Genomic DNA, 21595 nt, shown 5'->3' with positions numbered 1-21595 from the left:
GCGCCCCGGCGTGGGCCCGCGCCCGGCGAATGGACGATCGTCCAGACTCCCGCGTCATAGGTCTTCATTCTCCCGGACACCCTGGTCACAGCGGACTTCTCTCTGTTTACCTATGCAATGTCCACCAAAGGGTGGACAGACGGTGCGCCTCCGGGCTGGAGACGACGCCGGCACCCCTCCATTTCCGCACCTCCCCCGGTGCCCCCAGATCGGAACGCGCTATGACCCCCCACATCGCGCGGCGGTTCCGCACGGCCTCTCGGCCCCTCGGTGCGCTCGCCGCTGTCGTCTCCCTGGTCCTCTCCTCCTTCCTCCTCGGCACCGGCCCCGCTGCGGCCGCCGAGACCCCGACCACCGGCTTCACCCGTGGTTTCACCGCGCCGAACGGCCTCAGCTCCACCTACAACCTGTACGCCGACGGCATCGACCGCTCGAAGCCGGTGGGCGTGGCCTTCTACTTCGACGGCGACGGCCAGTACTGGGCCCAGCGGCCGACCGGATCGGTGGTGCGGGACATGGCCCGGCACGCGGCCGCCCGGAACATGGTCCTGGTCGTGCCCCTGTCTCCGGACCGCACCGGCAGCCGCACCTGGTGGGAGAACATCGACGCCAACGGGGACTGGTTCCGCGCCCTGTCCGGCCACCTCGTCCAGCGCTACGGCCTGGACACCAACCGGGTGTGGCTGACCGGATACTCCGGCGGCGCGGAGTTCATCACCATGGAGGTGCTGGCCGACCGGCAGAACTGGATCCGGGGTGGCGGTGCTGTGGTGATCGGCGGCGGCGGCGCCCGGAAGATGCAGACCGCTCCGTCCGCGGCCGTGAAGTCCCTGCCGATCCAGTGGGTCACCGGCGCGGACGACGTCGCCGGCGCCACGCAGCCCGCGACCTGGTCGGCCCTCGCCTCCGCCCGGCGGGGGCAGCAGAGCTACGCGGCCCAGGGCTTCACCCGCACCAGCCTCCAGGTGCCCGCGGGCGTCAACCACCACGAGTACGACCAGGCCGCGCTCCTCGACGCGGCCCTGCGGACGTACGGCAGCGCGTCCGTCCCGGCTCCGGCTCCCGTGGTCCCGGGCCCGTTCACGGACGTGCCCGCCACCCACACCTTCGCCCCGGAGATCACCTGGGTGAAGAACCGCGCCGTGCTGCGCGGCTGGCCCGACGGCACCTACCGCCCCACCCACCAGATGACCCGCGAACAGGTCGCCGCCGCCCTCTACCGCCTGGCCGGCTCCCCCACCTACACCCCCCCGCGCACCTCCCCCTTCACCGACGTGCCCACCAGCCACGTCTTCTACAAGGAGATCGCCTGGCTGCACGCCAAGGGCATCTCCACCGGCTGGGCCGCCGCCGACGGCACGCGCACCTACAAGCCCGCCCAGCGGGTCAGCCGCGACCAGATGGCCGCGTTCTTCTACCGGCAAGCCGGCAAGCCGGCCTACACGCCCCCGCGGACCTCCCCGTTCGTGGACGTCTCCACCGGCCAGGGCTTCTACAAGGAGATGGCCTGGCTGCAGGCCACCGGCATCTCCACCGGCTGGAAGGACGGCACCTACCGCCCCGGCGCCGGCACTAGCCGCGACGTCATGGCCGCCTTCCTGCACCGGTACGCCGAGAACTCCTGATCGGGGGCCGTGGCCGGGCGGGGCTCACGGCTCGGGGTCCACCACCATCGCCGAGCCGCCGTAGCCGCGCTCGGTCTCGGCCGCCGCGACGAAGCGCCCGTCCCCCAGGACGCGGATCGCCGAGGCGTTGCCGATCCAGCGCACGTCCTCCAGCTCGTGACCGAGCTCGCGCAGCTGCGCACCGGTGGGCGAGCCGGCGAGGCCGAGGTCGGCGCCCTCGGTCCCGTTGCGGGAGCTCAGCCGCGGAGCGGCCACGGCGTCGACCAGGGCGAGGTCCCGGTCGATGTGCCCGGTGAGGATCTGCGCCACGGTGGTGATGATCGTGGCCCCGCCGGGGGTGCCGACCGACATCCACGGCTCCCCGTCCCGCAGCACGATCGTCGGGCTCATCGACGAGCGGGGCCGTTTGCCCGGCCCCGGCAGGTTCGGGTCCGGCACGCCCTCGGTCAGGGGCGCGAAGTTGAAGTCGGTCAGCTCGTTGTTGAGCAGGAACCCGTGCCCGGGGACCGTGATCCCGGAGCCGCCGGTCTGCTCGATGGTGAGGGTGTAGGAGACCACGTTGCCCCAGCGGTCGGCCACGTTGAGGTGGGTGGTCGAGACCCCGCCGGCGGGCTCGGGCTGGCGGGCCTGCCCCGTCCCGCACGCGGCGTAGTCCCCGTCGGGCTCCCCGAAGGCGATGGGCCGGGGCTGGGCGGCCCCCTCCTCGAAGAGACAGGCGCGCTCGTCGGCGAACTCCTGGCTCGTCAGCTCCGTGACGGGCACGCCGGCCACGTCCCCGATCCACCGGTTGCGGTCGGCGAAGGCGGTGGCCGTGGCCTCCGAGAAGCGGTGCAGGTACTGGGCCTCGGGGACGTCCGCGAGGGGGGTGCCGGTCCGCTCGTCGTAGGCCTCCAGCAGGTTGAGGGTCTCGGCCACCGTGATCCCCCCGGAGCTGGGCAGGCCCATGCCGTAGACCTCCAGGCCGCGGTACTCGGTGGAGACCGGGTCCTTGAGCAGGGCCTCGTAGGAGCCGAGGTCCTTCCGGGTCATCTCCCCGGGCAGGACGTCCACGCCCTCGGCGGTGGTGGGCTCCCGGCTCTCCTCGACGATCGCCGCCCCGATCGACCCGTCGTAGAAGGCGCCGGTGCCCTGGTGCCGGATGGTGCGGTAGGTGCGGGCCAGGTCCGGGTTGCGGAACACGTCCCCGACCGCCGGGGCCTCGCCGTCGCGCAGGAAGAGCTCCGCCGTGGCGGGGAACTTCCGGAAGCGCTCGGCGTTGGACGCCGTCTGCTCGGAGAAGTTCTCGTCCACCGTGAAGCCGCGGGCGGCGATCCGCTCGGCGGGACGCAGCAGCCGGTGCAGATCCATCGTGCCGAACTCCTCGGCGGCCGTCTCCCAGGTGGCCAGCGTCCCCGGCACGCCCACGGACGCCCCGGAGCTGACCACGGTGGCGAAGTCCAACGGCTCGCCGTCCTCGCCCAGGAACTCGTCCTCGGTGTAGCTGGCCGGGGCGGTCTCGCGCCCGTCGATCGTGCGGACCTCTCCGGTCGCGGCGTCGTAGTGGACGAAGAAGCCGCCGCCGCCGATGCCCGCGGAGTACGGCTCGGTGACGCCCAGGGTGGCGGCGGCGGCCACGGCGGCGTCCGCGGCGTTGCCGCCCCGCTCGAGGACGTCGATGCCCACCTGGCTCGCCAGCGGGTCCACCGAGGAGACCGCCCCGCCGCCGCCGGTCATGGTGGGGACCTTGGGCAGCTCCGCGGTGACGGGCGAGCCGCGGCCCCCGTGCTGCCGATCCTCGTGCGCGACGGCCGCGGAGCCGCCGAGAACGGTGCCGGAGACGCCGAGCGCTCCGGCCAGACCCAGTGTGAGGTACCTCAGGGATGCGCGCATGGGCTCATGCTGGCACCGGAGTCCCGCCCCCACCAGGGCTGATGCTCAGATGTCCGCGGGTTGCGCGGGGGCCTCCGCCGGCTGCGAGGCCGTCACCAGCCGGCGCACCACCGTCTCGGCGTCCGCCGAGGGATTGCCGAAGCGGTGCATCGTGACGGCGACGGCCTGCTCGGCGAGCATCGGGAGCATCTCCACGCGGGGGGCGCCGACCACCGGATCCGCGAGCACGTCGATCTCGGGCCGCCCCGCGAGCGCCTCGGCCAGCCCGTGGGCCGTCCCCACCACCCGGATCCGGCCGGACCCGCTGGGGTCCGACCAGTCCGCGGCCACCCGGGCGAAGGCCTCGTCCCCGCACGGGTCCAGCACGGAGCGGAACAGCTCGCGCACCTCCCCCGGCACCTCGGCCGCCGGGACGAGGACCACGCGGGAGCAGGAGCGCACGGCGGCCAGTCCCACCCGGATCACGTCGGTGAGCGGGGCGTCCTCCGCGGCGCGCACGACGACGTCGCGCGGGCGGTAGCGGAACAGGTTCGCCTCGCACGCCAGGCCGGTGGCGTCGTGGACGCGGCCGAACTCCCGCTCCCACCAGGCCTGGTCCTGTTCGGCGCAGGCGGTGAGCCAGGCCGCGTCGGCCTCCGGGACCAGGGGGCGCAGGGCCTCGAGGTGGTGGGCGATCGGTGCGGCGGGGTGCGCCGCGGTGCCGCTCTGCCCGGCCGGGTCCTGCGCGAAGGGGGCCTTCTGCCAGGAGCCGAGCTGGACCAGGTAGTTGGGCCCGCCGGCCTTGGCGCCCAGCCCCACGGAGGACCTCTTCCAGCCGCCGAAGGGCTGGCGCTGGACGATGGCGCCGGTGATGCCCCGGTTGACGTACAGGTTGCCCGCCTCGACCAGGTCCACCCAGGTGCTGATCTCCTCGGGGTCCAGGGAGTGCAGGCCGGCGGTGAGGCCGTAGTCCACGGCGTTCTGCAGCTCGAGGGCCTCGTACAGGTCGGAGGCCTCCATGAGACCCAGGACCGGCCCGAAGCACTCGGTGCGGTGGTAGAAGGAGCCCGGGGCCACCCCGGTCTTGATCCCGGGCCGCCACAGCCGCCCGGTGTCGTCGAGCCGCCGGGGCTCGAGCAGCCACTCCTCCCCCGGGTCCAGCCGGGTGAGGGCCCGGCGCAGCTTCCCGCCCGGTTCGTCGATGGTCGGGCCCACGGTGGCCTGCAGGTTCTGCGGCCAGTCCACCACCATCGAGGAGGCGGCGTCGAGCAGCTGGCGGCGGAACCGCGGGGACCGGGCCACGCTGCCCACGAGGATCCCGAGGGAGGCCGCCGAGCACTTCTGCCCGGCGTGGCCGAAGGCGCTGGTGACGAGGTCCCACACCGCCCGGTCCCGGTCGGCGCTGGGGGTGATCACCAGGGCATTCTTGCCGGAGGTCTCGGCGGTCAGGGGGCGGCCCGGGCGCCAGGAGCCGAACAGCTGGGCCGTCTCGTAGGCGCCGGTGAGCACGATCCGGTCCACCCCGGGGTGGGAGACGAGCGCCTGCCCGACCTCCCCCTCCACGGAGTCCACGAGCTGGAGCACGTCCCGGGGCACTCCCGCCTCCCACAGGGCCTCCACCACGGCGGTCGAGCAGCGTCGGACCTCGGGGGCGGGCTTGTGCAGCACCGCGGCCCCGGCGGCCAGCGCCGCCGCCGTGGAGCCGGTGGGGATGGCCAGCGGGAAGTTCCACGGCGGGGTGACCAGCACCAGCCGGTCGGGGACGAAGCGGGCGCCGTCGACGGCCTCGAGCTCGAGGGCCCGGCGGGCGTACCAGCGGCAGAAGTCGACCGCCTCGGAGACCTCCGGGTCGGACTGCCCCAGGGTCTTGCCCGCCTCCGCGCCGGCCACGGCGAGCAGGTGGCCGCGGCGGGCGGCCAGCACGTCGGCGGCCCGGTTGAGGATCTCCGCGCGCTCCCGGGCGCCGCGGCCTTGCCAGTCCTCCGCGGCGGCCCGGCCGGTGGCCACCAGCCGCTCCACGTCGGGCGCGTCCACCGGCCCGGGCACCGGCAGCTCCTCGTACCAGCGGCGGTCCGTGATCCGGGCGGCGATGTCCTCGGCCCACGCCTGGTTCGCCGGGACCGCGACGTCGGTGTCGGGCTCGTTGCGGAAGGCCTCGTCCAGCGGCAGGTGCTCGGAGCCGGCGCCGGGGGCGCTGCGGTCCTGGGCGCGGGCGGGCACCGGGTCGGTGTCCTGCCGCGGGTCCAGGGCCTCGAGGGCCGCGCGGAAGCGGCGCTCCTCCCGGGCGAAGACCTCGTTGTCCGGGGCCAGGTCGAAGATCCCCGACATGAAGTTCTCGTGCGAGGCGTTCTCCTCGAGCCGGCGCACGAGGTAGGACACCGCGACGTCGAACTCGGCGGGGCGCACCGCGGGCACGTAGAGCAGCAGTTCGCCGACATCCGCGCTGACCGCCCGCGCCTGTTCCACCGCCATGCCCTGGAGCATCTCGAACTCGATCCGCTCCGTCACGCCGCGGCGCTGCGCGAGCAGGTGGGCGAAGGCGATGTCGAAGAGGTTGTGCCCGGCCACGCCGAGCCGCAGCCCGGTCATCCGCTCCGGGCGGAAGACCCAGTCCAGGACCCGCTTGTAGTTGGTGTCGGTGCCCTGCTTGGTGTCCCACGTGGCCAGGGGCCAGCCGTGCAGCTCGGCGTCCACCCGTTCCATGGGCAGGTTGGCGCCCTTGACCAGACGGACCTTGATCCCGGCGCCGCCGGCCGCGACCCGCTCGGCGGACCACGCGGAGAGCCGCCGGACCACCGCGAGCGCGTCCGGCAGGTAGGCCTGGACCACGATCCCGGCCTCGAGCCCGCGCAGCTCCGGGCGCTCGAGCAGCCGGGTGAACACCTCCGTGGTCAGGTGCAGGTCGGAGTAGACCTCCATGTCGAGGTTGATGAACTTGCTCCCGGCCGGGGCCTGGGCCGCCGCCCGGTAGACGGGCAGCAGCCGCTCGACCACCGCCGCCACGGTGCTCTCGAAGCCCCAGTGGGACAGCTGCGGCACCACCGAGGAGACCTTGAGGGACACGTAGTCGACGTCGTCGCGGTCCAGCAGCGCGGCGGCGTCGGCCAGGTGCTTGTCCGCCTCCTCCTGGCCGAGGACCTCCTCGCCCAGCAGGTTGATGTTGAGCCGGTGCCCCTGGGCGGTCAGCTTCCGCACGGCCTGCCCGAACGGCTTGGGGCGGGCGTCGACGATCATGTGCCCCACGAGCCGGCGCAGCCGGGCGCGCGCGGCGGGGACGACCACCTGCGGGGCCGTGGACGCCATGGCGGCCCCGGCCCGGATCTGGGCGCGGTCCGCGGCCGGCATGGTGCGCGGGACGATCTCCGCGACGGCGCGCAGGGCCCGGGCCGCCGCGCGGACGTCCTCGGTGCGCACCACCCGGTCCACGAAGCCCACGGTGAACTCGAGCCCGTGGGGGTCCTGCAGGACGGTGGCGAGGCGGTCGGCGGCTCCGTCCCGGTGCTTCCGGCCGTCGGCGGCGCGGGTGAGCCACTCGCGGACCAGGGCGACGGCCTCGTCGGCCAGCGCGCGGGAGTCGGGAACGGACGGGGCGTCGGCGGACATGGCGGCACTCTCCTGGGAGCTCCGCCCGGCAGCGGTGCCGAGGCACTCCCTCGGCCACCGGCCGCATCCACCGGGCGTCACGGTGGCCGGTGAGACCACGCTACGGCTGCGGGACCGCCGGCGGAAGAGCCGGTGCGGAAGAGCCCGCGCGCCCCCTAGCCTTGCGCGTGCTCCAGGATGTCCGAGGCGAGCCGGCCCATGACGGCCTTGTGCGGGGCGAGCATGGCGTACCAGTAGGCGCGGCCGGCGGCCCCCGCGGGCCGGAAGACCGTGGTCTGGCGGTAGAGGCAGCCCCCGTCCGCCCGGGGTTCCAGGAAGATGTCCAGCCAGGCCTCCCCGGGCATCCGGACCAGGGCGCGCAGCCGCAGCCGCCGTGACGGCTCGAGGGCCTCGACCGTCCACCAGTCCAGGCGCTGCCCGGGCGCCAGCCGGTCCGGGTCCTCGCGGTGGCGCAGCCGCCCGGGCGGCAGGCCCAGGCGGTTGGCGGCGGCGCGGGCCGCCCAGAGGCGGTCGGTGCTGTACCAGCCGCGTTCCCCGCCGATGCCCTCGACGACCGCCCACACCGCGTCCCGGTCGGCCGAACTGGTGCGCTGCACCGTGTCGACGTAGAAGCCCTGCGTCCGTCCCATGCCCCTATCCAAGCACGAAGGGGAGCCGGGCCGGGGAGGCTCGGGTCAGCGCACCGGGATCCCGAAGCGCGCGAGGTGCTCGACCAGCCCGTCGGTCGTCGGCAGCGCCGAGAGCTCCTGCGGGGCGACCCACCGGACCTCGTCGGCGTCGTCGCCGGGGCGCAGCGTCCCGCCGAGGTACGCGGCCGCGACGTCGTGCACCTCGTAGACCACGCCCGGCCCGCCGGGGACGCGCACCGCCCCGAGCTCGCGCTCGGCGCGCACCCGGGCGCCGGTCTCCTCGAAGGCCTCCCGGACGGCGGCCTCGGCCACCGTCTCACCGGGCTCCACCCGACCGCCCGGCACGCTCCAGCGACCGCGCTGCGGGTCCGTGCCCCGGCGGATCAGCAGCAGCCGGCCGTCCGCGCCGACGACCACGGCCGCGGCGGCCCGGACGATGCGCATGCCCCGACACTACCGGCGGCGGGTGCGGACCCCACACCTCTTTTCAGGCAAATGCATTGAAGTCCCCGTCGTGCGGTCCTACCCTGGGACCACCCCCCAGCGGGCCGGACTCGTCAGGATGCGAACGAGGAGGTGCCACCGTGACGTCGTCGATGCGGCGCTCCCGTGCCACCGCCCTGCGCCTGGCGCTCCTCTCCGCACTGACCGCCCTCGGCTGGCTCCTGCTCGGAGCGACCGGGGCGAGCGCCGCGGAGGGCCCAGTGAGCGGGCTCGGCCACCACCTCGGCGGCACGGTCCGTGACGTCCTGCAGCCGGCACCCCCCGCGGAGTCGCCGGCTCCCGCACCCGCGCCACCGGTCGGGCTCCGCACCGGCCCGCTCGTCGAGGAGGTCACCGGCACCGTCGGCGGTCTGACGGGGGCGGTCGAGGAGCTCGCCGCCCCGCTCGCCGACGCGGTGGACAGCACCGTCGCCGCGGTGCCCGTGGTCGGCGGGGTCGCGCCGTCCGGCACCGTGGGCACCGCCGCCCGGGAGACCACCGGAGTGGTCGAGGGCCTCGCCGGCACGGTGGAGGCGGCCGCCCGGCCCGTCACCGGGGCCGTGGACGAAGTGCTCGTCCGGACCCCCGTCGTCGGTGTGGGTCCCGTCCGCGTCCCCGGCCTGCCTCCTCTCGTCCCCGCTCCGGGGGTCGCGCCCGTTCCGTCCGCCCCGCAGACGGTTCCGCTCGACGCCGGGTCGCCGGCCGAGGCGCCGGGGACCCCGGTGCCCGCGACCTCCGCCCCGTCGCGGGACGGAGTGCGGGAAGCCCCGGTCCTCGACGGCGCCGTTGCCGCTCCTGCAGAGCGCGCACCTGCCGGGCTCACCGCGCCTGCCGCGGCCGGCGAACCTGCCGCGGCTGCGGCACGACTGCGGACGGAGACGGTGACCCCGGCAGCGGCGATCGCCCCGCAGGCGGGTGCCGCCTCTCCCGCTGATCTGCTCCGCGCGCTGGTCGTCCCCCCGGGCGGCAGCGGCGCCGTCGCGGCGGCCCAGGCTCCGGTCGACGCCGGTGTCCACGCGGGTGTCCAGGGGGTCGGCACGGCCGGGACGAGCTCCTCGTCGACCGGGAGCGGCGGCACCGGCTCACCGTTCGGCGACTCCGGTGCCGACGCCTGGCCCGGCATGCCCGGGGAGGCCGTCGTCCTGGACCTGACGGCCCGGTCGACGGCCGACGGCACCGAGCTGGTGCGCGGCGCCGCGGAGGACCTCCCGGCGCCCCCGGCGTTCGACCCCGGTTCCACACCTGATTGATGAGGACTGCCCTGCCCGTTCGCGGGCAGACGCAGCCCTGTCCGGCCGCCCTGCGGTCACCCGTCATCACATCAGGAGAACAGTCATGCATCAGGACATTCGTCGTGGCCTGTACGGCCTCGTCCTCGCCGCCGGCATCGCCGCCATCGGCTCGTCGGAGGCGTCCGCCGCCGAGACCTCGGGCCAGGACGGCCTGCTCGCCGGCAACCAGGTCGTCCCCGTGCTCACCGCCCCCGTCACCGTCGAGGGCAACCCGATCACCCTCATCGGCGACCCCACCACCGGCACCGGGACCGGCAGTGGCGGGACCACCCCGGGCACGACCCCGGTCGCCGAGACCTCCGGCCAGGACAGCCTCGCCGGCGGCAACCAGGTCATCCCCGTGACCACCGCCCCTGTCACCTTCGAGGGCAACCCCGTCACCCTCATCGGCGACCCCACCACCGGCACGGGCACTGGCACCGGCATGGGCACTGGCAGCAACGGAACCGCCCCGGCCGCCGAGACCTCCGGGCAGGACAGCCTCGCCGGCGGCAACCAGATCGCCCCCGTGATCACCGCCCCCGTCACCGTCGAGGGCAACCCCGTCACCCTCATCGGCGATCCCACCACCGGCACCGGCCAGAACAGCACCGGCGCACCGGTTCCGGACGCGGGCACGACCCCGGCCGATGAGGACGTCCCCGCCGGCCCCGGCACCCCGGACGGCACCGACGGCGCTGAGGAGCCCGCGGGGAACCCGGCCCACACCGGCACCGGCACCGGCACCGGCACCGGCACCGGCACCGGCACCGGCACCGGAGCAGGGACCGGGGCAGGGACCGAGGGCGGCAGCGCGGGCGGAGCCACGGAAGACGCCCCGGCCACGGCCGGCGGTGATCCCGTCCCCGCCGGCCTCGTCAGCGGGCCCACCGCTCCGGCGGTCTCCGGCGCGGGCCGCACCGCCTTCCTCGAGGCCCAGGTCCAGGCCGAGGTGCAGCCGATGCGCGGGAACAGCCCGGCTCCGGCCACGGGGTCCGCCCAGGAGCACGACTGCATCACGCCCGCGGCGCCCGTCGACGGAGCCGCGACCGGCGTCGCCCCCGGTGTCGCCGCCGGCTCCGACGCCACCGGCACCAGCACCGAGGTGACGGCCTCCGGACGCCCGGCGGAGCCCGCCGCCGGGCGTGCGGCACAGATGTGCGGCCCGGTGACGGTCTCCGCAGCGGCTCCTGCGGCCGCCACCACGGCGGCCGCAGGCCCGGGCCACTCCCTCGGGGCGGCGCTGCTCGCCGTGATCGTCGGTGCGGCGGTGCGCCGCTGGGACCGTCGGCGCGCGACGCGGCGGTAGCCGCCCGCCGCGGCCGCCCCGGGGCGGGGAGCTGAGCACCTCGCCCCGGGGCACCGGGCTGCCCGGGTCCTCGGCGCCGCGCCCGGGCGGCGCGAGTAGAGTGCGGAATCGGCCCTGCACGCCGTCGACCCACCGGAAAGGCCCACCGTGACCGAGACCGCCCTGACCCGCCTCCACGACCCCGCCCGCAAGGGATTCGCCAGCGACAACCACGCGGGGATCCACCCCGAGGTGCTCCAGGCGCTGGCCACCGTCAACGGGGGCCACGTCGGCGCCTACGGCGCGGATCCGTACACGGAGGCGCTGCAGGACGTGGTCCGCCACCACTTCGGGGAGCAGGCGGAGTGCTTCCCGGTGTTCAACGGGACCGGGGCCAACGTCGTCGCGCTCTCGGCGATGACGGACCGCTGGGACGCGGTGATCTGCACGGCCACCGCCCACGCACACGTCGACGAGTGCGGGGCGCCGGAGAAGGTCGCCGGCGTGAAGATGCTCCCGGTGCCCACGCCCGACGGGAAGCTCACCCCCGAGCTGGTCGATCGTGAGGCCCACGGCTTCGGATTCGAGCACCACGCCCAGCCGCGCGTGGTCACGGTGACCCAGTCGACGGAGCTCGGCACGGTCTACACCCCCGAGCAGCTGCGCGCGGTGTGCGAGCACGCGCACGGGCTGGGCATGACCGTCCATCTCGACGGCGCCCGACTGGCCAACGCGGCTGCGGCGCTCGACCTGCCGCTGCGGGCGCTGACCACGGACGTGGGGGTGGACGTGGTCTCGTGGGGCGGGACCAAGAACGGGCTGATGGGGGCGGAGGCCGTCGTCGTGCTCACCCCCGAGGCGGTGCGCCAGCCCCGGTTCGTGCGCAAGCTCTCGACCCAGCTGGCCTCGAAGATGCGTTTCGTCTCCGCCCAGCTGCTGGCGCTGCACACCGGGGACCTCTGGCTCACCGCCGCCCGCCGGGCGAACGCCATGGCGCAGCGGCTGGCGGCCGGCCTCGCCGCGGTGCCCGGGGTCACGGTGACGCAGCTGCCCGACGCGAACGCGGTGTTCGCGGTGCTCCCGCCGGGCGCCACCGCACGGCTGCAGGAGCGCTGGCCGTTCTACGTGTGGAACGCGGCCACCGGGGAGGTCCGGCTGATGTGCTCGTGGGACACCACGGAGGAGGACGTCGACGGGTTCGTGGCGGCCCTTCGGGAGCAGACGGTCGGCGCCGGCCGCTGACCACGCGCGCCCCGGGCGGCCACGCCGGGGCGTGCTGTCCTGTCCCGTGCACCGTGGGGCCGCCCGGGACGCCGTAGGAGCTCACGCGCCGGGGCGCGGCCCGGCACACTCCTGCACGGCTCAGACGATCCCGGAGATGATGTCGTCCACGACGCGCTCGGCCCACCGGTCGATCCGCTCCCGGTCCTGGCCGCGCAGGGGTCCGTGCACGACGAGCTCGGCAAAACCGTGCACGGCGCTCCAGCAGGCCCACTCGGCGCCGTCCCGGCGCTCGGGGGAGAGCGCGCCCGCCCCAACCATGCCGTCGAGCTCCTCCACGAGCAGCGCGAAGGGGGGCGGCAACCGGTCGTGGCTGTCGTGGAGCACGCCCTCCGGCGCCCCACCGGATCCGAAGAAGGCCGTCTCGAACCACCCCGGCTCGGCCACGGCGAAGGCGATGTAGCCGAGCCCCACCCCGCGCAGCCGGAGCCGCGCCCGGTCCCGGGGAGCGGCGTCCGCCGGGGCCGGCATCCGCGCTCGCATCTGCTCGGCCATCCGGTCCTGGATCTCCCGCGCGACCGCGGACAGGAGCGCCTTCCGGTCGGCGAAGTGCCGGTACGCGGCGTTCGGCGAGACCCCGACCTGCCGGGTGACGTCGCGCAGCGCCAGGGCCGTGGTCCCCTGCGCCCGCGTCGCGGCGAGACCGGCGTCGACCAGCGCTCTGCGGAGGTCGCCGTGGTGGTAGGCATCCCGTGTGCGCGGCACCCTTGACCCTTCCCTCAGCCGGTGTGTACGGTGTGCACACTCTACTTGTTGACGGTGTCCACTTGGCGGGGGCGCACCGTCCGGGCACGGACGAAGGAGTCCCGGCATGCGGGCCCTGATCATCACCCAGAACACCACTCTCGACGGCGCGGTCGAGATGCTCGACGACTGGTTCGACCCCGCCGGAGAGCCGGACCCGGAGTACCTGGCCCTGACCCACCGCCAGGACCGGGCGGCCGATGCCTGTCTCCTGGGCCGGCGGACCTTCGAGGACTTCCGCGGCTACTGGCCGCTGCAGACCGACGACACGACGGGGATCACCGCCTATCTCGACCAGGTGCACAAGTACGTCGTGTCCTCGACCCTGACGGACCCGCAGTGGCAGAACTCGACGGTCCTCGCCGGCGACCCCGTCGAGCAGGTCAGGGCCCTCAAGACCCGGCCCGGCAAGGACATCGTGTGCACCGGCAGCATCACCCTGACCCACGCGCTGATCGAGGCCGGGCTCGTCGACGAGTACCGGCTCTTCGTCCACCCCGCCGTCCAGGGCCGCGGACGACGGCTGTTCCCGGACGGACACGTCATCCCGGAGCTCCGGCTGCTCGATGCCCGGTCGTTCGGCTCCGGTGTCACCTATGCCGCGTACCGGCCGATCCCGGGCCGGCCGCCGGAGGAGGAAGCGTCATGATCGGCGAAGGACGGCCCCGTGTGGTCGACGAGGACACCTGGCGACGAGAGCTGAACGCCCTGCGCGTCCGGGAGAAGGCCGCCACCCGGGAGCTGGACGCGATCGCGGCGCAGCGTCGCCGGCTGCCCATGGTCGAGCTGCCGGACTACACCCTGGAGGGCGCGGAGGGGCCGGTGCGGCTCGTCGACGTGTTCGGCGGACGGCGCCAGCTCATCACCTACCACCACATGTGGTTCCCCGGCGAGGCCTGGCAGTGCGGCGGCTGCACGGGCTTCACCTCGCAGTTCACCCGCCTGGACTTCCTCGACAACTACGACGCCCGGTTCGTGGTCGTCACCCAGGGACCGATCGACGAGGCCCTCGCCCACCGCCGCGTCGGCAACCGGATGGACTGGTACTCGACCGCCGACAGTCCCTTCGGCACCGACGTCGGAGCTCCTCCGGGAGGCGGCTTCGCCCTGAACGTGTTCTTCCGCGATGGCGACACCGTCTACCGCACGTGGCACAGCAGCGGCCGCGGCGTCGAACAGGTCAGCCACACCTTCCCCCTGATCGACCTGCTGCCCTGGGGACGCCAGGAGGAGTGGCAGGACTCCCCCAGCGGCTGGCCGCAGTCGCCCACCTACAGCAGGTGGCTCGAGTCCACGGACGTCGCCGCCCTCTACGGCCCGGGCGCGCAGGACGGTTCCGCCCCGGGGTAGACCCGCCCCCGCCCCGGACACGGCCCCACCGGGCGGAGGACGGCGACGACGTCACACGGGCGTCACGTAGGCCCCGGCGATCCCGCCGTCCACCAGGAACGTGGTGGCGTTGACGAAGGAGGCGTCGTCGCTGGCCAGGAACGCCACCGCGGCGGCGATCTCCTCCGGCTCCGCGAACCGCCCCGCCGGGACGTGCACGAGCCGGCGCTGCGCCTGCTCGGGGTCCGCGGCGAAGAGCTCCTGCAGCAGGGGGGTGTTGACCGGGCCTGGGCACAGGGCGTTGACCCGGATGCCCTCCCGGGCGAACTGCACGCCCAGCTCCCGGCTCATCGACAGCACCCCGCCCTTGGAGGCACTGTAGGAGATCTGGGAGGTCGCCGCCCCCATCACCGCCACGAAGGACGCGGTGTTGACGATCGAGCCGCGGCCCTGCTCCCGCATGTAGGGCAGGGCGTGCTTGCAGCAGTGGAACACGCTCGTGAGGTTGACCTCCTGCACCCTGCGCCACGCGTCGAGGCCGGTGTCGAGGACCGACCCGTCGTCCGTCGGGTTGATCCCGGCGTTGTTGAACGCCACGTCCACGGACCCGTAGGCCTCGTGCGTCGCCGCGTAGAGCGCGACCACGTCGTCCTCCTGCGTCACGTCGGTGCGCACGAACAGGCCCCCGACCTCCGCCGCGGCCGCCTCCCCGGCTGCCGCGTTCAGATCCGCGACGACGACGTGGGCGCCCTCCGCGGCCAGACGGCGGGCCGCGGCGAGACCGATGCCGCTGGCGCCTCCGGTGATGACGGCGCTGCGGCCGACCAGACGGCGGGCGTTGACCTCCATGGGTTCTCCTTCGGTGGTGGGGGCGGGGCGGGGAGAGCCGGACGGACCGGTCCTCACGGCGTGGTGGCGAGGAAGACGTTCTTGGTCTCGGTGAACGCCTGCGGTGCGTCCGGGCCGAGCTCCCGGCCGAAGCCGGACTGCTTGAACCCGCCGAAGGGGGTCCAGTAGCGCACCGAGGCGTGCGAGTTGACCGACAGGTTGCCGGCCTCGACGGCACGGGAGACCCGCAGCGCCCGCCCGACGTCGCGCGTCCAGATCGATCCGGACAGCCCGTACTCCGTGTCGTTGGCGATCCGGACCGCGTCCGCCTCGTCCTCGAAGGGCACCACGGCGATCACCGGCCCGAAGATCTCCTCCCGGAACACCCGGGACCCGGGTGCGGGGGTGAGCACGGTCGGCGGGAACCACCACCCGGGACCCTCCGGGGCGGTCCCGCGGAAGGCGACCGGCGCGTCGTCGTCGAGGTACGCGGCCACCGCGTCCCGGTGGGCGGCGGAGACCAGCGGCCCCATCCGCGTGTCCTCGGACCACGGGTTTCCGCACGTGAAGTCCCGCACGGCGGGTTCGAGCAGCTCCAGGAAACGGTCCAGCACGGCGCGCTGGACGAGCACGCGCGAGCGCGCGCAGCAGTCCTGGCCCGCGTTGTCGAGGGCCCCGGCGGGGGCGGTCGCGGCGGCCTGCTCGAGGTCCGCGTCGGCGAACACGATGTTGGAGTTCTTCCCGCCCAGCTCCAGGGTCAGGCGCTTGACCTGGTCCGCGCACCCGGCCATGATCCGCCGGCCGACCTCCGTGGAGCCGGTGAAGACGACCTTCCGGACGGCGGGGTGGGTCACGAACCGCTCCCCGACCACCGAGCCCTTGCCGGGCAGCACCGTGAGCACGCCCTCCGGGAGCCCGGCCTCGAGCGCGAGCTCCCCGAGCCGGACGGCGGTCAGCGGGGTGAGCTCCGCCGGCTTGAGCACCACCGTGTTGCCGGCGGCCAGCGCCGGGGCGAAGCCCCACCCGGCGATGGGCATGGGGAAGTTCCAGGGCACGATCACGCCCACGACCCCCAGCGGTTCGTGGAAGGTGAGGTTGACCCCGCCGGGCACCGGGATCTGCCGGCCGGAGAGCCGCTCCGGGGCTCCGGCGTAGTAGGCGAGCACGTCCCTGACGTTGCCGGCCTCCCATCGGGCGTTGCCGATGGTGTGCCCGGCGTTGCGCACTTCCAGGGCCGCGAGGTGCTCGAGGTCGGCGTCGACCGCGTCGGCGAAGCGGCGCAGCAGCCGGGCGCGGTCGCCCGGGGCCACGTCCCGCCAGGTCCGGAAGGCCCGGTGCGCCCGGTCGACGGCCGCGTCCGTCTCCTCGAGCGAGGTCAGCGCGACGGTGCCGATGACCTCCTCGGTGGTGGGGTCGATGATCTGCGTGCTGGTCATGGGGTGCAGGTGTCCTCTCGGTGCAGGGCCCCGGCGGGGCCGCCGGAGGGGGTGCGCCCGCGGGCGTGGTCGTGGGCCACCGCGACGAAGCCCTCGAACAGGCGGGGGTCCTTCCGGTTCTCCTCCGGGTGGAACTGGACGCCGAGGGCCCAGCCCCCCGCGGTGGTCTCGACGGCCTCGATCGTCCCGTCCGCGGCGCGGGCGGTGACGACCAGCCCCTCCGCGACCTCGTCCAGGGCCTGGTGGTGGTAGCAGGGGGACTCCGCCGCCGCGCCGAGCAGCTCCCGGCAGCGGCTGCCGGGCTCGGTGCGGAAGGCGACCTGCCCGTAGCGGCCGGGCTCGGGCTGGTACTGCGCCGCGTTCTCGTTGACGTCCGGCAGGTGCTGGATCAGCGTGCCGCCCAGCGCGACGTTGAGGATCTGGGCGCCGCGGCAGATCGCGAACAGCGGCAGCCCGCGCTCGAGCGCGGACCGGGTCAGGGCGAGGTCGTGCTCGTCCCGGGAGGGCTGCGAGGAGGTCAGCTCGTGCCGCTCGGCGCCGTAGAACCGCGGGTCCACGTCGACGCCGCCGATCACGATCAGCCCGTCCACGAGCCCCAGCACCTCCGGGTCCGTGCCGACCGGGGGCAGCAGCAGGGGCGTCCCGCCGGCGGCGGCGACGGCCTCCACGTAGGCGCCCGGGACGATCGCGGCCACCGAGTTCCAGACCCCCCACGACCCCTCCTGGTAGTAGGTGGTCAGGGCGATCCGGGGACGGTACCCCGCGCGGAACGGCTCAGAGGCGCTCGAAGCCACGGCGCAGCTCCCAGTCGGTGACGGCGGACTCGAAGGCGTCCAGCTCCACGTCCGCGTAGTGCACGTAGTGCTCGACGACGTCCTCGCCGAACAGCTCGCGCGCGAGCTGTGAGCCGGCCAGCAGGTCCCGGGCCTCGCGCATGGTGGAGGGCACCACGGGGGCGTCGGACTCGTAGGCGTTGCCCTCGGTCATCGGCTCCAGCTCGAGCTCCTGCTCGATGCCGTGCAGCCCGGAGGCCAGCATCGCGGCCAGCGCCAGGTAGGGGTTGACGTCCCCGCCGGGCACCCGGTTCTCCATCCGGGCGCCCGCTCCGCTGCCGACGAGACGCACGGCGCAGGAGCGGTTGTCGATGCCCCAGGCCACCGAGGTGGGGGCGAAGCTGCCCTTGGCGAAGCGCTTGTAGGAGTTGATGGTGGGCGCGTAGAACAGCGCGAACTCCCGCATGGTGCGCAGCACCCCGGCGATGAACCGGTCGTAGGTGGCGCTGCGCGCACGGCGCTCCTCGTCCCAGAAGACGAGTTCCCCGTCGGTGCCGCGCAGGGACATGTGGATGTGGCAGGAGCTGCCCTCGCGCTCGTTGGGCTTGGCCATGAAGGTGATGGACTTCCCCTGCTGGTGGGCGATCTGCTTCGAGGCGAGCTTGTAGACCACGTGGTTGTCCGCGGTGACCATCCCGTCGTCGTAGCGGAAGGCGATCTCGTGCTGGCCGAGGTTGCACTCGCCCTTGGCCGACTCCACCGTCATGCCGGCCGCGTACATCGCGTTGCGGATCTCCCGGAGCAGGGGCTCGACGCGCTGGGAGCCGAGCACGGAGTAGTCCACGTTGTACTGGTTGGCCGGCACCAGCCGCTGGTAGTTGGAGGCCCACGCGTCCTCGTAGGTGGTGTCGTAGACGCAGAACTCCAGTTCGGTGCCGGTGACCATCCGGAAGCCCATGTCCCGGGCCCGGTCGAGCTGGCGGCGCAGCATGGCCCGCGGAGACATGGGGATCGGCCGGCCGTCGTGGCCGGTGAGATCGCACTGGATCATCACCTGCCCCGGGTTGTGGGGCATCAGCCGGATGGTGTCCAGGTCCATGTCGAACTCCATGTCCCCGTAGCCGGAGGACCAGCTGCTGATCGAGTAGCCGCCCACCGTGTTCATCTCCGTGTCCACCGCGAGCAGGTAGTTGCAGCCCTCGGCGCCCTCGCCCAGCACGGAGTCCAGGAAGAACTGCGCGTGGTTGAGCTTGCCCTGCAGCCGGCCCTGCATGTCGGTGAAGGCGAGCACCACGGTGTCCACCAGCCCGTCGGCGACGTGCCGGCGCAGCTGCTCGACGGTGAGCATCCTGGCGTTGCGGGGGTGCTGGGGCGTCTCGGTCATGGGTCCGGTCCTTCGTCGCTGGAGGGGTGGGAGGGTGCGCGGCGGTGCCGCGCCCGGGTGGTCAGTGCAGGTCGGCCTCGGCGGTGCGGATCTGCGCGAACTCCTCCTCGGGGGCGTGGCCCACGAGGTGGTGCCGGCTGTAGAACCAGTAGTAGGCGAGGAAGACCACGAACACGAGGGCGGTGATGGAGGCCGCGACCACGTCGACCAGGAAGGTGGCGACCACCGCCACGAGGGCCAGCACCAGGGCGATGCCGGTGGTGACCGTGCCGCCCGGGGTGCGGTAGCCGCGCGGGAGGTCGGGTTCGCGCACTCGCAGCACGATGTGGGAGAGGTTGAGCAGCACGTAGGAGACGGTGGCGCCGAACACCGCGATGTTGATGAGCAGCCCGCCGTCGCCGGTCGCGGCCGCGAGCACGAAGCCGATGGTGCCCGGCACGATGAGCGCCACCCAGGGGGTCTTGCGCTTGCCGGTCAGCGAGAGCCAGCGGGGCAGGTAGCCGGCCCGTGAGAGGGCGAACAGCTGCCGGGAGTAGGCGAACATGATGGAGAAGAAGCTCGCCACCAGCCCGGCGAGGCCGGCGTAGTTGACGATGTTCGCCATCACGCTGTCCTGCCCGGCGACCGTGCGGATCGCCTCCGGCAGCGGGTTGTCCGAGGTGCTCATCGCCTCCGCGCCCGCGGCGCCGGGCACCAGGACGAGCATCAGCGCCCCCGAGACCAGCAGGAAGGCCATGGCCACGATGATCCCGCGCGGCATGTCCCGGCGGGGGTCGGCGGTCTCCTCGGCGGCCAGCGGCACGCCCTCGATCGCCAGGAAGAACCAGATGCCGTAGACGAGCGCCGCCATCGCCCCGGCCCAGCCCATGGGCAGGAACGCGCTGGCCCCCACTGCGTCGTCCGGGACGATGTCGAAGAGGTTCGCGGTGTCGAAGTGCGGTACGAGCGCGACGACGGTCACCCCGAGCGCGAGGACCGCGACCACCGTGATGCCGAACATCAGCTTGAGCGCCTCGCCGACCCCGTACATGTGGATGCCCATGAACACGAGGTAGGTGACCAGGTAGACGGGCCAGGAGTTGGTGATCCCGAACAGGCCGAGGGCCTCGATGTAGCCGCCGATGAAGGTCGCGATCGCCGCCGGGGCCACGGCGTACTCGATGAGCACGGCCATCCCGGTGGCGAAGCCGCCCAGCGGGCCGAGGGCGCGGCGGGCGAAGCCGTAGCCGGCGCCCGCCGTGGGCAGCGTGGAGGAGAGCTCGGCGAGGCCGAACACCATGCAGGTGTACATCAGGCCCATGAGTACGAAGGCGATCAGCAGCCCGCCCCACCCGCCCTGGGACAGCCCGATGTTCCAGCCGGAGAAGTCCCCGGAGATGACGTAGGCGATGCCCAGGCCCGCCAGCAGGACCCAGCCCGCCGCCCCGGACCGGAGCTGGCGGTGCTGGAAGTACTCGTCGGTGCGCGTCGGCTGTGCTGGGGAGTCGGGCATGGGACGATCCCTCCGGATTCCGCAAAGGTCTGAAAACAGACATATGGCGTCAGTGCTGACAGTCTGTGGGGTCGGCCGGGGGCCGTCAAGACCCTGCGGGCCGCGACCGCCCGCCGCCAGGGGCCGGGCACCGGCCGGCCGGCGCGGCCGTGGCACGATGGGCGCAGGACCGAGCGCGAGGAGGTGCACGACCGTGAGCGACCCCGTCCAGCACCCGCTGATCCGGCCCGTCCGGCAGGGCAACGCCTTCGAGGAGGCCGTCGAGCGGATCCTGGACTCGATCCGGCTCGGCCTGTTCCGCCGGGGCGAGCGGCTGCCGCCGGAGCGGGAGACGGCCGCCCTGCTGGGCATCTCGCGCGCCACGCTGCGGGAGGCCCTGCGCGAGCTCCAGGCGGCGGGCGTGCTCGAGGTGGTGCGCGGCCGGTACGGGGGGACCTTCGTCACCGGGCGGACCGCCCTGCCGGACGAGGACCTCCCCCGCGTGGACCCCGCGGAGGTCGAGGACGTGATCGTCTTCCGCGCCGTGGTGGAGCCCGCGGCGGCCGAGCTCGCCGCCCGGGCCGCGCTGAGTGCTGCGGCACGCAGCCATCTGCGGGCCTGCCTCCGTCAGGTCGAGGAGAGCCCCCCGGAGGACTACCGCCCCGCCGACGCGCGGTTCCACATCGCCGTGGCCGAGCTCGGCGGCTGCCCCAGCCTGGTCCGGGCGGTCGCGGAGATCCGCTCGCGGGCGAGCGACCTGCTGGACCGCATCCCGGTGCTGCCGGTCAACCTGGAGCACTCCGACCGCCAGCACCGCGAGATCGCGGACGCCGTCCTCACCGGCGACGCGCCCGCCGCCCGGGCCGCGGCCCTGGCCCATCTGGAGGGCACCGCGGCGCTGCTGCGGGGCTTCCTCGGCCACGGAGCCGGGGAAGCCGCCTCGGCCCCGGGCGAGGCCGGGGACCGGGGCGGCGCCGGGGCCTGAGCCGCCTCAGCCGCCGGCGTCGGACATCCCGCCGCCCTGCTCCGTGCCCTCGGCCCGGCGCCGGCGGTAGGCCGTCATGTTGGTGCGGTTGGCGCAGCGCTGGCTGCAGAAGCGCTTGGAGCGGTTGCGGGAGAGGTCCAGGAGCACTCCTTCGCAGTCCTCGGCCTCGCACACCCGCAGCCGGTCGGTCTCGTCCGAACGGATCACGTCCACCAGGGCGAAGGCCGACTCCAGGCGCAGCCGGGTGGCCAGGGGCGCGTGGGACGGAGAGGCGTGCAGGTGCCAGTCCTTGCCGTCGTGCCGCGCGAGCTGCGGGGCCACGTCCTCGGTGTCCAGGACGGCGTTGACCGCCGCCACCATGGCGTCCCGCTCCAGGGCCCAGATGCGGCGCAGGTCGTGCCGCACCCGCAGCACGTCGGACAGCTCCTGCTCGTCGCGGTCGAAGCGCCCCGACCAGCCGTGCTCCGCGAGGAGGACCCGCAGCTGCTCGGTGTCCTCCAGCTCCTCCTCCCCGGAGCGGGAGGCGCCGGGAGCGGTGTTGAGCAGCGCCACGTCGAACTCGAGGACGTCCTCGGTGTCATAGGCAAAATGCACTTGACTACTTATCCTTTCCACGC

18 protein-coding genes are annotated in these 21595 nt (G+C 74.2%); 7 read left to right on the top strand and 11 right to left on the bottom strand.

From position 1 onward, the window contains the following. The first annotated feature begins 221 nt into the window (after positions 1-221). A complete protein-coding gene (locus tag PU704_RS00900) occupies positions 222-1625 on the top strand; it encodes an S-layer homology domain-containing protein (protein ID WP_277549736.1) in 1404 nt (467 codons plus the stop codon). A 24-nt stretch (positions 1626-1649) separates the two neighbouring features. Here PU704_RS00900 and ggt read toward each other — a convergent pair whose 3' ends face one another. From ggt to PU704_RS00880, 4 genes are all read right to left on the bottom strand, one after another. Further along, a complete protein-coding gene (gene ggt, locus PU704_RS00895) occupies positions 1650-3494 on the bottom strand; it encodes a gamma-glutamyltransferase (protein WP_277549735.1) in 1845 nt (614 codons plus the stop codon). Between the two features lie 45 nt (positions 3495-3539). Beyond that, positions 3540-7076 carry a proline dehydrogenase family protein gene (locus PU704_RS00890; protein WP_277549734.1) on the bottom strand — a complete coding sequence of 1179 codons (3537 nt, stop codon included), beginning with the start codon at positions 7074-7076 and terminating at the stop codon, positions 3540-3542. Positions 7077-7231: 155 nt separating this feature from the next. Continuing rightward, positions 7232-7705 (bottom strand): DUF2867 domain-containing protein, encoded by a 474-nt coding sequence (locus tag PU704_RS00885; protein ID WP_277549733.1) that lies wholly within the window; start codon positions 7703-7705, stop codon positions 7232-7234. 45 nt (positions 7706-7750) lie between these two features. Then, entirely contained in the window at positions 7751-8149 is a 399-nt protein-coding gene (locus tag PU704_RS00880) for an NUDIX hydrolase (RefSeq protein WP_277549732.1), read from the bottom strand. Positions 8150-8289: 140 nt separating this feature from the next. Between PU704_RS00880 and PU704_RS00875 the strand changes: the two genes are divergently transcribed. From PU704_RS00875 to PU704_RS00865, 3 genes are all read left to right on the top strand, one after another. Next, entirely contained in the window at positions 8290-9438 is a 1149-nt protein-coding gene (locus tag PU704_RS00875) for a hypothetical protein (RefSeq protein ID WP_277549731.1), read from the top strand. 85 nt (positions 9439-9523) lie between these two features. After that, on the top strand, positions 9524-10768 hold the full coding sequence (locus tag PU704_RS00870) for a hypothetical protein (RefSeq protein ID WP_277549730.1): 1245 nt from the start codon (positions 9524-9526) through the stop codon (positions 10766-10768). A gap of 147 nt (positions 10769-10915) precedes the next feature. Next, positions 10916-11989, top strand: coding sequence for a threonine aldolase family protein (locus tag PU704_RS00865; protein ID WP_277549729.1), 1074 nt, complete (start codon positions 10916-10918; stop codon positions 11987-11989). A 120-nt stretch (positions 11990-12109) separates the two neighbouring features. Here PU704_RS00865 and PU704_RS00860 read toward each other — a convergent pair whose 3' ends face one another. Further along, a complete protein-coding gene (locus tag PU704_RS00860; protein ID WP_277549728.1) occupies positions 12110-12733 on the bottom strand; it encodes a TetR/AcrR family transcriptional regulator in 624 nt (207 codons plus the stop codon). A gap of 106 nt (positions 12734-12839) precedes the next feature. Here PU704_RS00860 and PU704_RS00855 point away from each other — a divergent pair, with 106 nt between their 5' ends. Both PU704_RS00855 and PU704_RS00850 read left to right on the top strand, forming a co-directional pair. Continuing rightward, positions 12840-13421, top strand: coding sequence for a dihydrofolate reductase family protein (locus PU704_RS00855; RefSeq protein ID WP_277549727.1), 582 nt, complete (start codon positions 12840-12842; stop codon positions 13419-13421). After that, positions 13418-14122 carry a DUF899 domain-containing protein gene (locus PU704_RS00850; RefSeq protein ID WP_277549725.1) on the top strand — a complete coding sequence of 235 codons (705 nt, stop codon included), beginning with the start codon at positions 13418-13420 and terminating at the stop codon, positions 14120-14122. The genes PU704_RS00855 and PU704_RS00850 overlap by 4 nt, the downstream gene beginning before the upstream one ends. 51 nt (positions 14123-14173) lie before the next feature. Here the strand turns inward: PU704_RS00850 and PU704_RS00845 are convergent, their stop codons facing one another. The 5 genes from PU704_RS00845 to eat all read right to left on the bottom strand — a co-directional run bounded on the left by PU704_RS00845 (position 14174) and on the right by eat (position 20014). Beyond that, a complete protein-coding gene (locus tag PU704_RS00845) occupies positions 14174-14950 on the bottom strand; it encodes a 3-oxoacyl-ACP reductase (protein ID WP_075872054.1) in 777 nt (258 codons plus the stop codon). Between the two features lie 53 nt (positions 14951-15003). Next, complete coding sequence (locus tag PU704_RS00840; RefSeq protein ID WP_277549724.1) at positions 15004-16365, bottom strand: aldehyde dehydrogenase family protein; 1362 nt, start codon at positions 16363-16365, stop codon at positions 15004-15006. After that, positions 16362-17159 (bottom strand): gamma-glutamyl-gamma-aminobutyrate hydrolase family protein, encoded by a 798-nt coding sequence (locus PU704_RS00835; RefSeq protein WP_277549723.1) that lies wholly within the window; start codon positions 17157-17159, stop codon positions 16362-16364. The genes PU704_RS00840 and PU704_RS00835 overlap by 4 nt, the downstream gene beginning before the upstream one ends. Continuing rightward, the gene (locus PU704_RS00830; protein WP_047805320.1) at positions 17140-18522 is read right to left on the bottom strand and encodes a glutamine synthetase family protein; all 1383 of its coding nucleotides are present in this window, start codon (positions 18520-18522) and stop codon (positions 17140-17142) included. Before PU704_RS00830 ends, PU704_RS00835 begins: the two co-directional genes overlap by 20 nt. 61 nt (positions 18523-18583) lie before the next feature. Continuing rightward, complete coding sequence (gene eat / locus PU704_RS00825; RefSeq protein ID WP_277549722.1) at positions 18584-20014, bottom strand: ethanolamine permease; 1431 nt, start codon at positions 20012-20014, stop codon at positions 18584-18586. A 193-nt stretch (positions 20015-20207) separates the two neighbouring features. Here eat and PU704_RS00820 point away from each other — a divergent pair, with 193 nt between their 5' ends. Next, the gene (locus PU704_RS00820) at positions 20208-20978 is read left to right on the top strand and encodes a FadR/GntR family transcriptional regulator (RefSeq protein ID WP_277549721.1); all 771 of its coding nucleotides are present in this window, start codon (positions 20208-20210) and stop codon (positions 20976-20978) included. A gap of 6 nt (positions 20979-20984) precedes the next feature. Here PU704_RS00820 and PU704_RS00815 read toward each other — a convergent pair whose 3' ends face one another. Then, positions 20985-21572, bottom strand: coding sequence for a CGNR zinc finger domain-containing protein (locus PU704_RS00815; RefSeq protein WP_277549720.1), 588 nt, complete (start codon positions 21570-21572; stop codon positions 20985-20987). Positions 21573-21595: the final 23 nt, after the last annotated feature.

Source organism: Kocuria oceani, from assembly GCF_029524215.1.
GTDB lineage: Bacteria > Actinomycetota > Actinomycetes > Actinomycetales > Micrococcaceae > Kocuria > Kocuria oceani.
The sequence above is the reverse complement of the archived record's forward strand: the minus strand, read 5'-3'. Positions and strand labels throughout refer to the sequence as shown.

Excerpts from the sequence above, each read along its gene's own strand:
- PU704_RS00900 (WP_277549736.1), top strand. The coding sequence starts at position 222 with ATGACCCCCCACATCGCGCGGCGGTTCCGCACGGCCTCTCGGCCCCTC.
- ggt (WP_277549735.1), bottom strand. The coding sequence starts at position 3,494 with ATGCGCGCATCCCTGAGGTACCTCACACTGGGTCTGGCCGGAGCGCTC.
- PU704_RS00890 (WP_277549734.1), bottom strand. The coding sequence starts at position 7,076 with ATGTCCGCCGACGCCCCGTCCGTTCCCGACTCCCGCGCGCTGGCCGAC.
- PU704_RS00885 (WP_277549733.1), bottom strand. The coding sequence starts at position 7,705 with ATGGGACGGACGCAGGGCTTCTACGTCGACACGGTGCAGCGCACCAGT.
- PU704_RS00880 (WP_277549732.1), bottom strand. The coding sequence starts at position 8,149 with ATGCGCATCGTCCGGGCCGCCGCGGCCGTGGTCGTCGGCGCGGACGGC.
- PU704_RS00870 (WP_277549730.1), top strand. The coding sequence starts at position 9,524 with ATGCATCAGGACATTCGTCGTGGCCTGTACGGCCTCGTCCTCGCCGCC.
- PU704_RS00855 (WP_277549727.1), top strand. The coding sequence starts at position 12,840 with ATGCGGGCCCTGATCATCACCCAGAACACCACTCTCGACGGCGCGGTC.
- PU704_RS00850 (WP_277549725.1), top strand. The coding sequence starts at position 13,418 with ATGATCGGCGAAGGACGGCCCCGTGTGGTCGACGAGGACACCTGGCGA.
- PU704_RS00845 (WP_075872054.1), bottom strand. The coding sequence starts at position 14,950 with ATGGAGGTCAACGCCCGCCGTCTGGTCGGCCGCAGCGCCGTCATCACC.
- PU704_RS00840 (WP_277549724.1), bottom strand. The coding sequence starts at position 16,365 with ATGACCAGCACGCAGATCATCGACCCCACCACCGAGGAGGTCATCGGC.
- PU704_RS00830 (WP_047805320.1), bottom strand. The coding sequence starts at position 18,522 with ATGACCGAGACGCCCCAGCACCCCCGCAACGCCAGGATGCTCACCGTC.
- eat (WP_277549722.1), bottom strand. The coding sequence starts at position 20,014 with ATGCCCGACTCCCCAGCACAGCCGACGCGCACCGACGAGTACTTCCAG.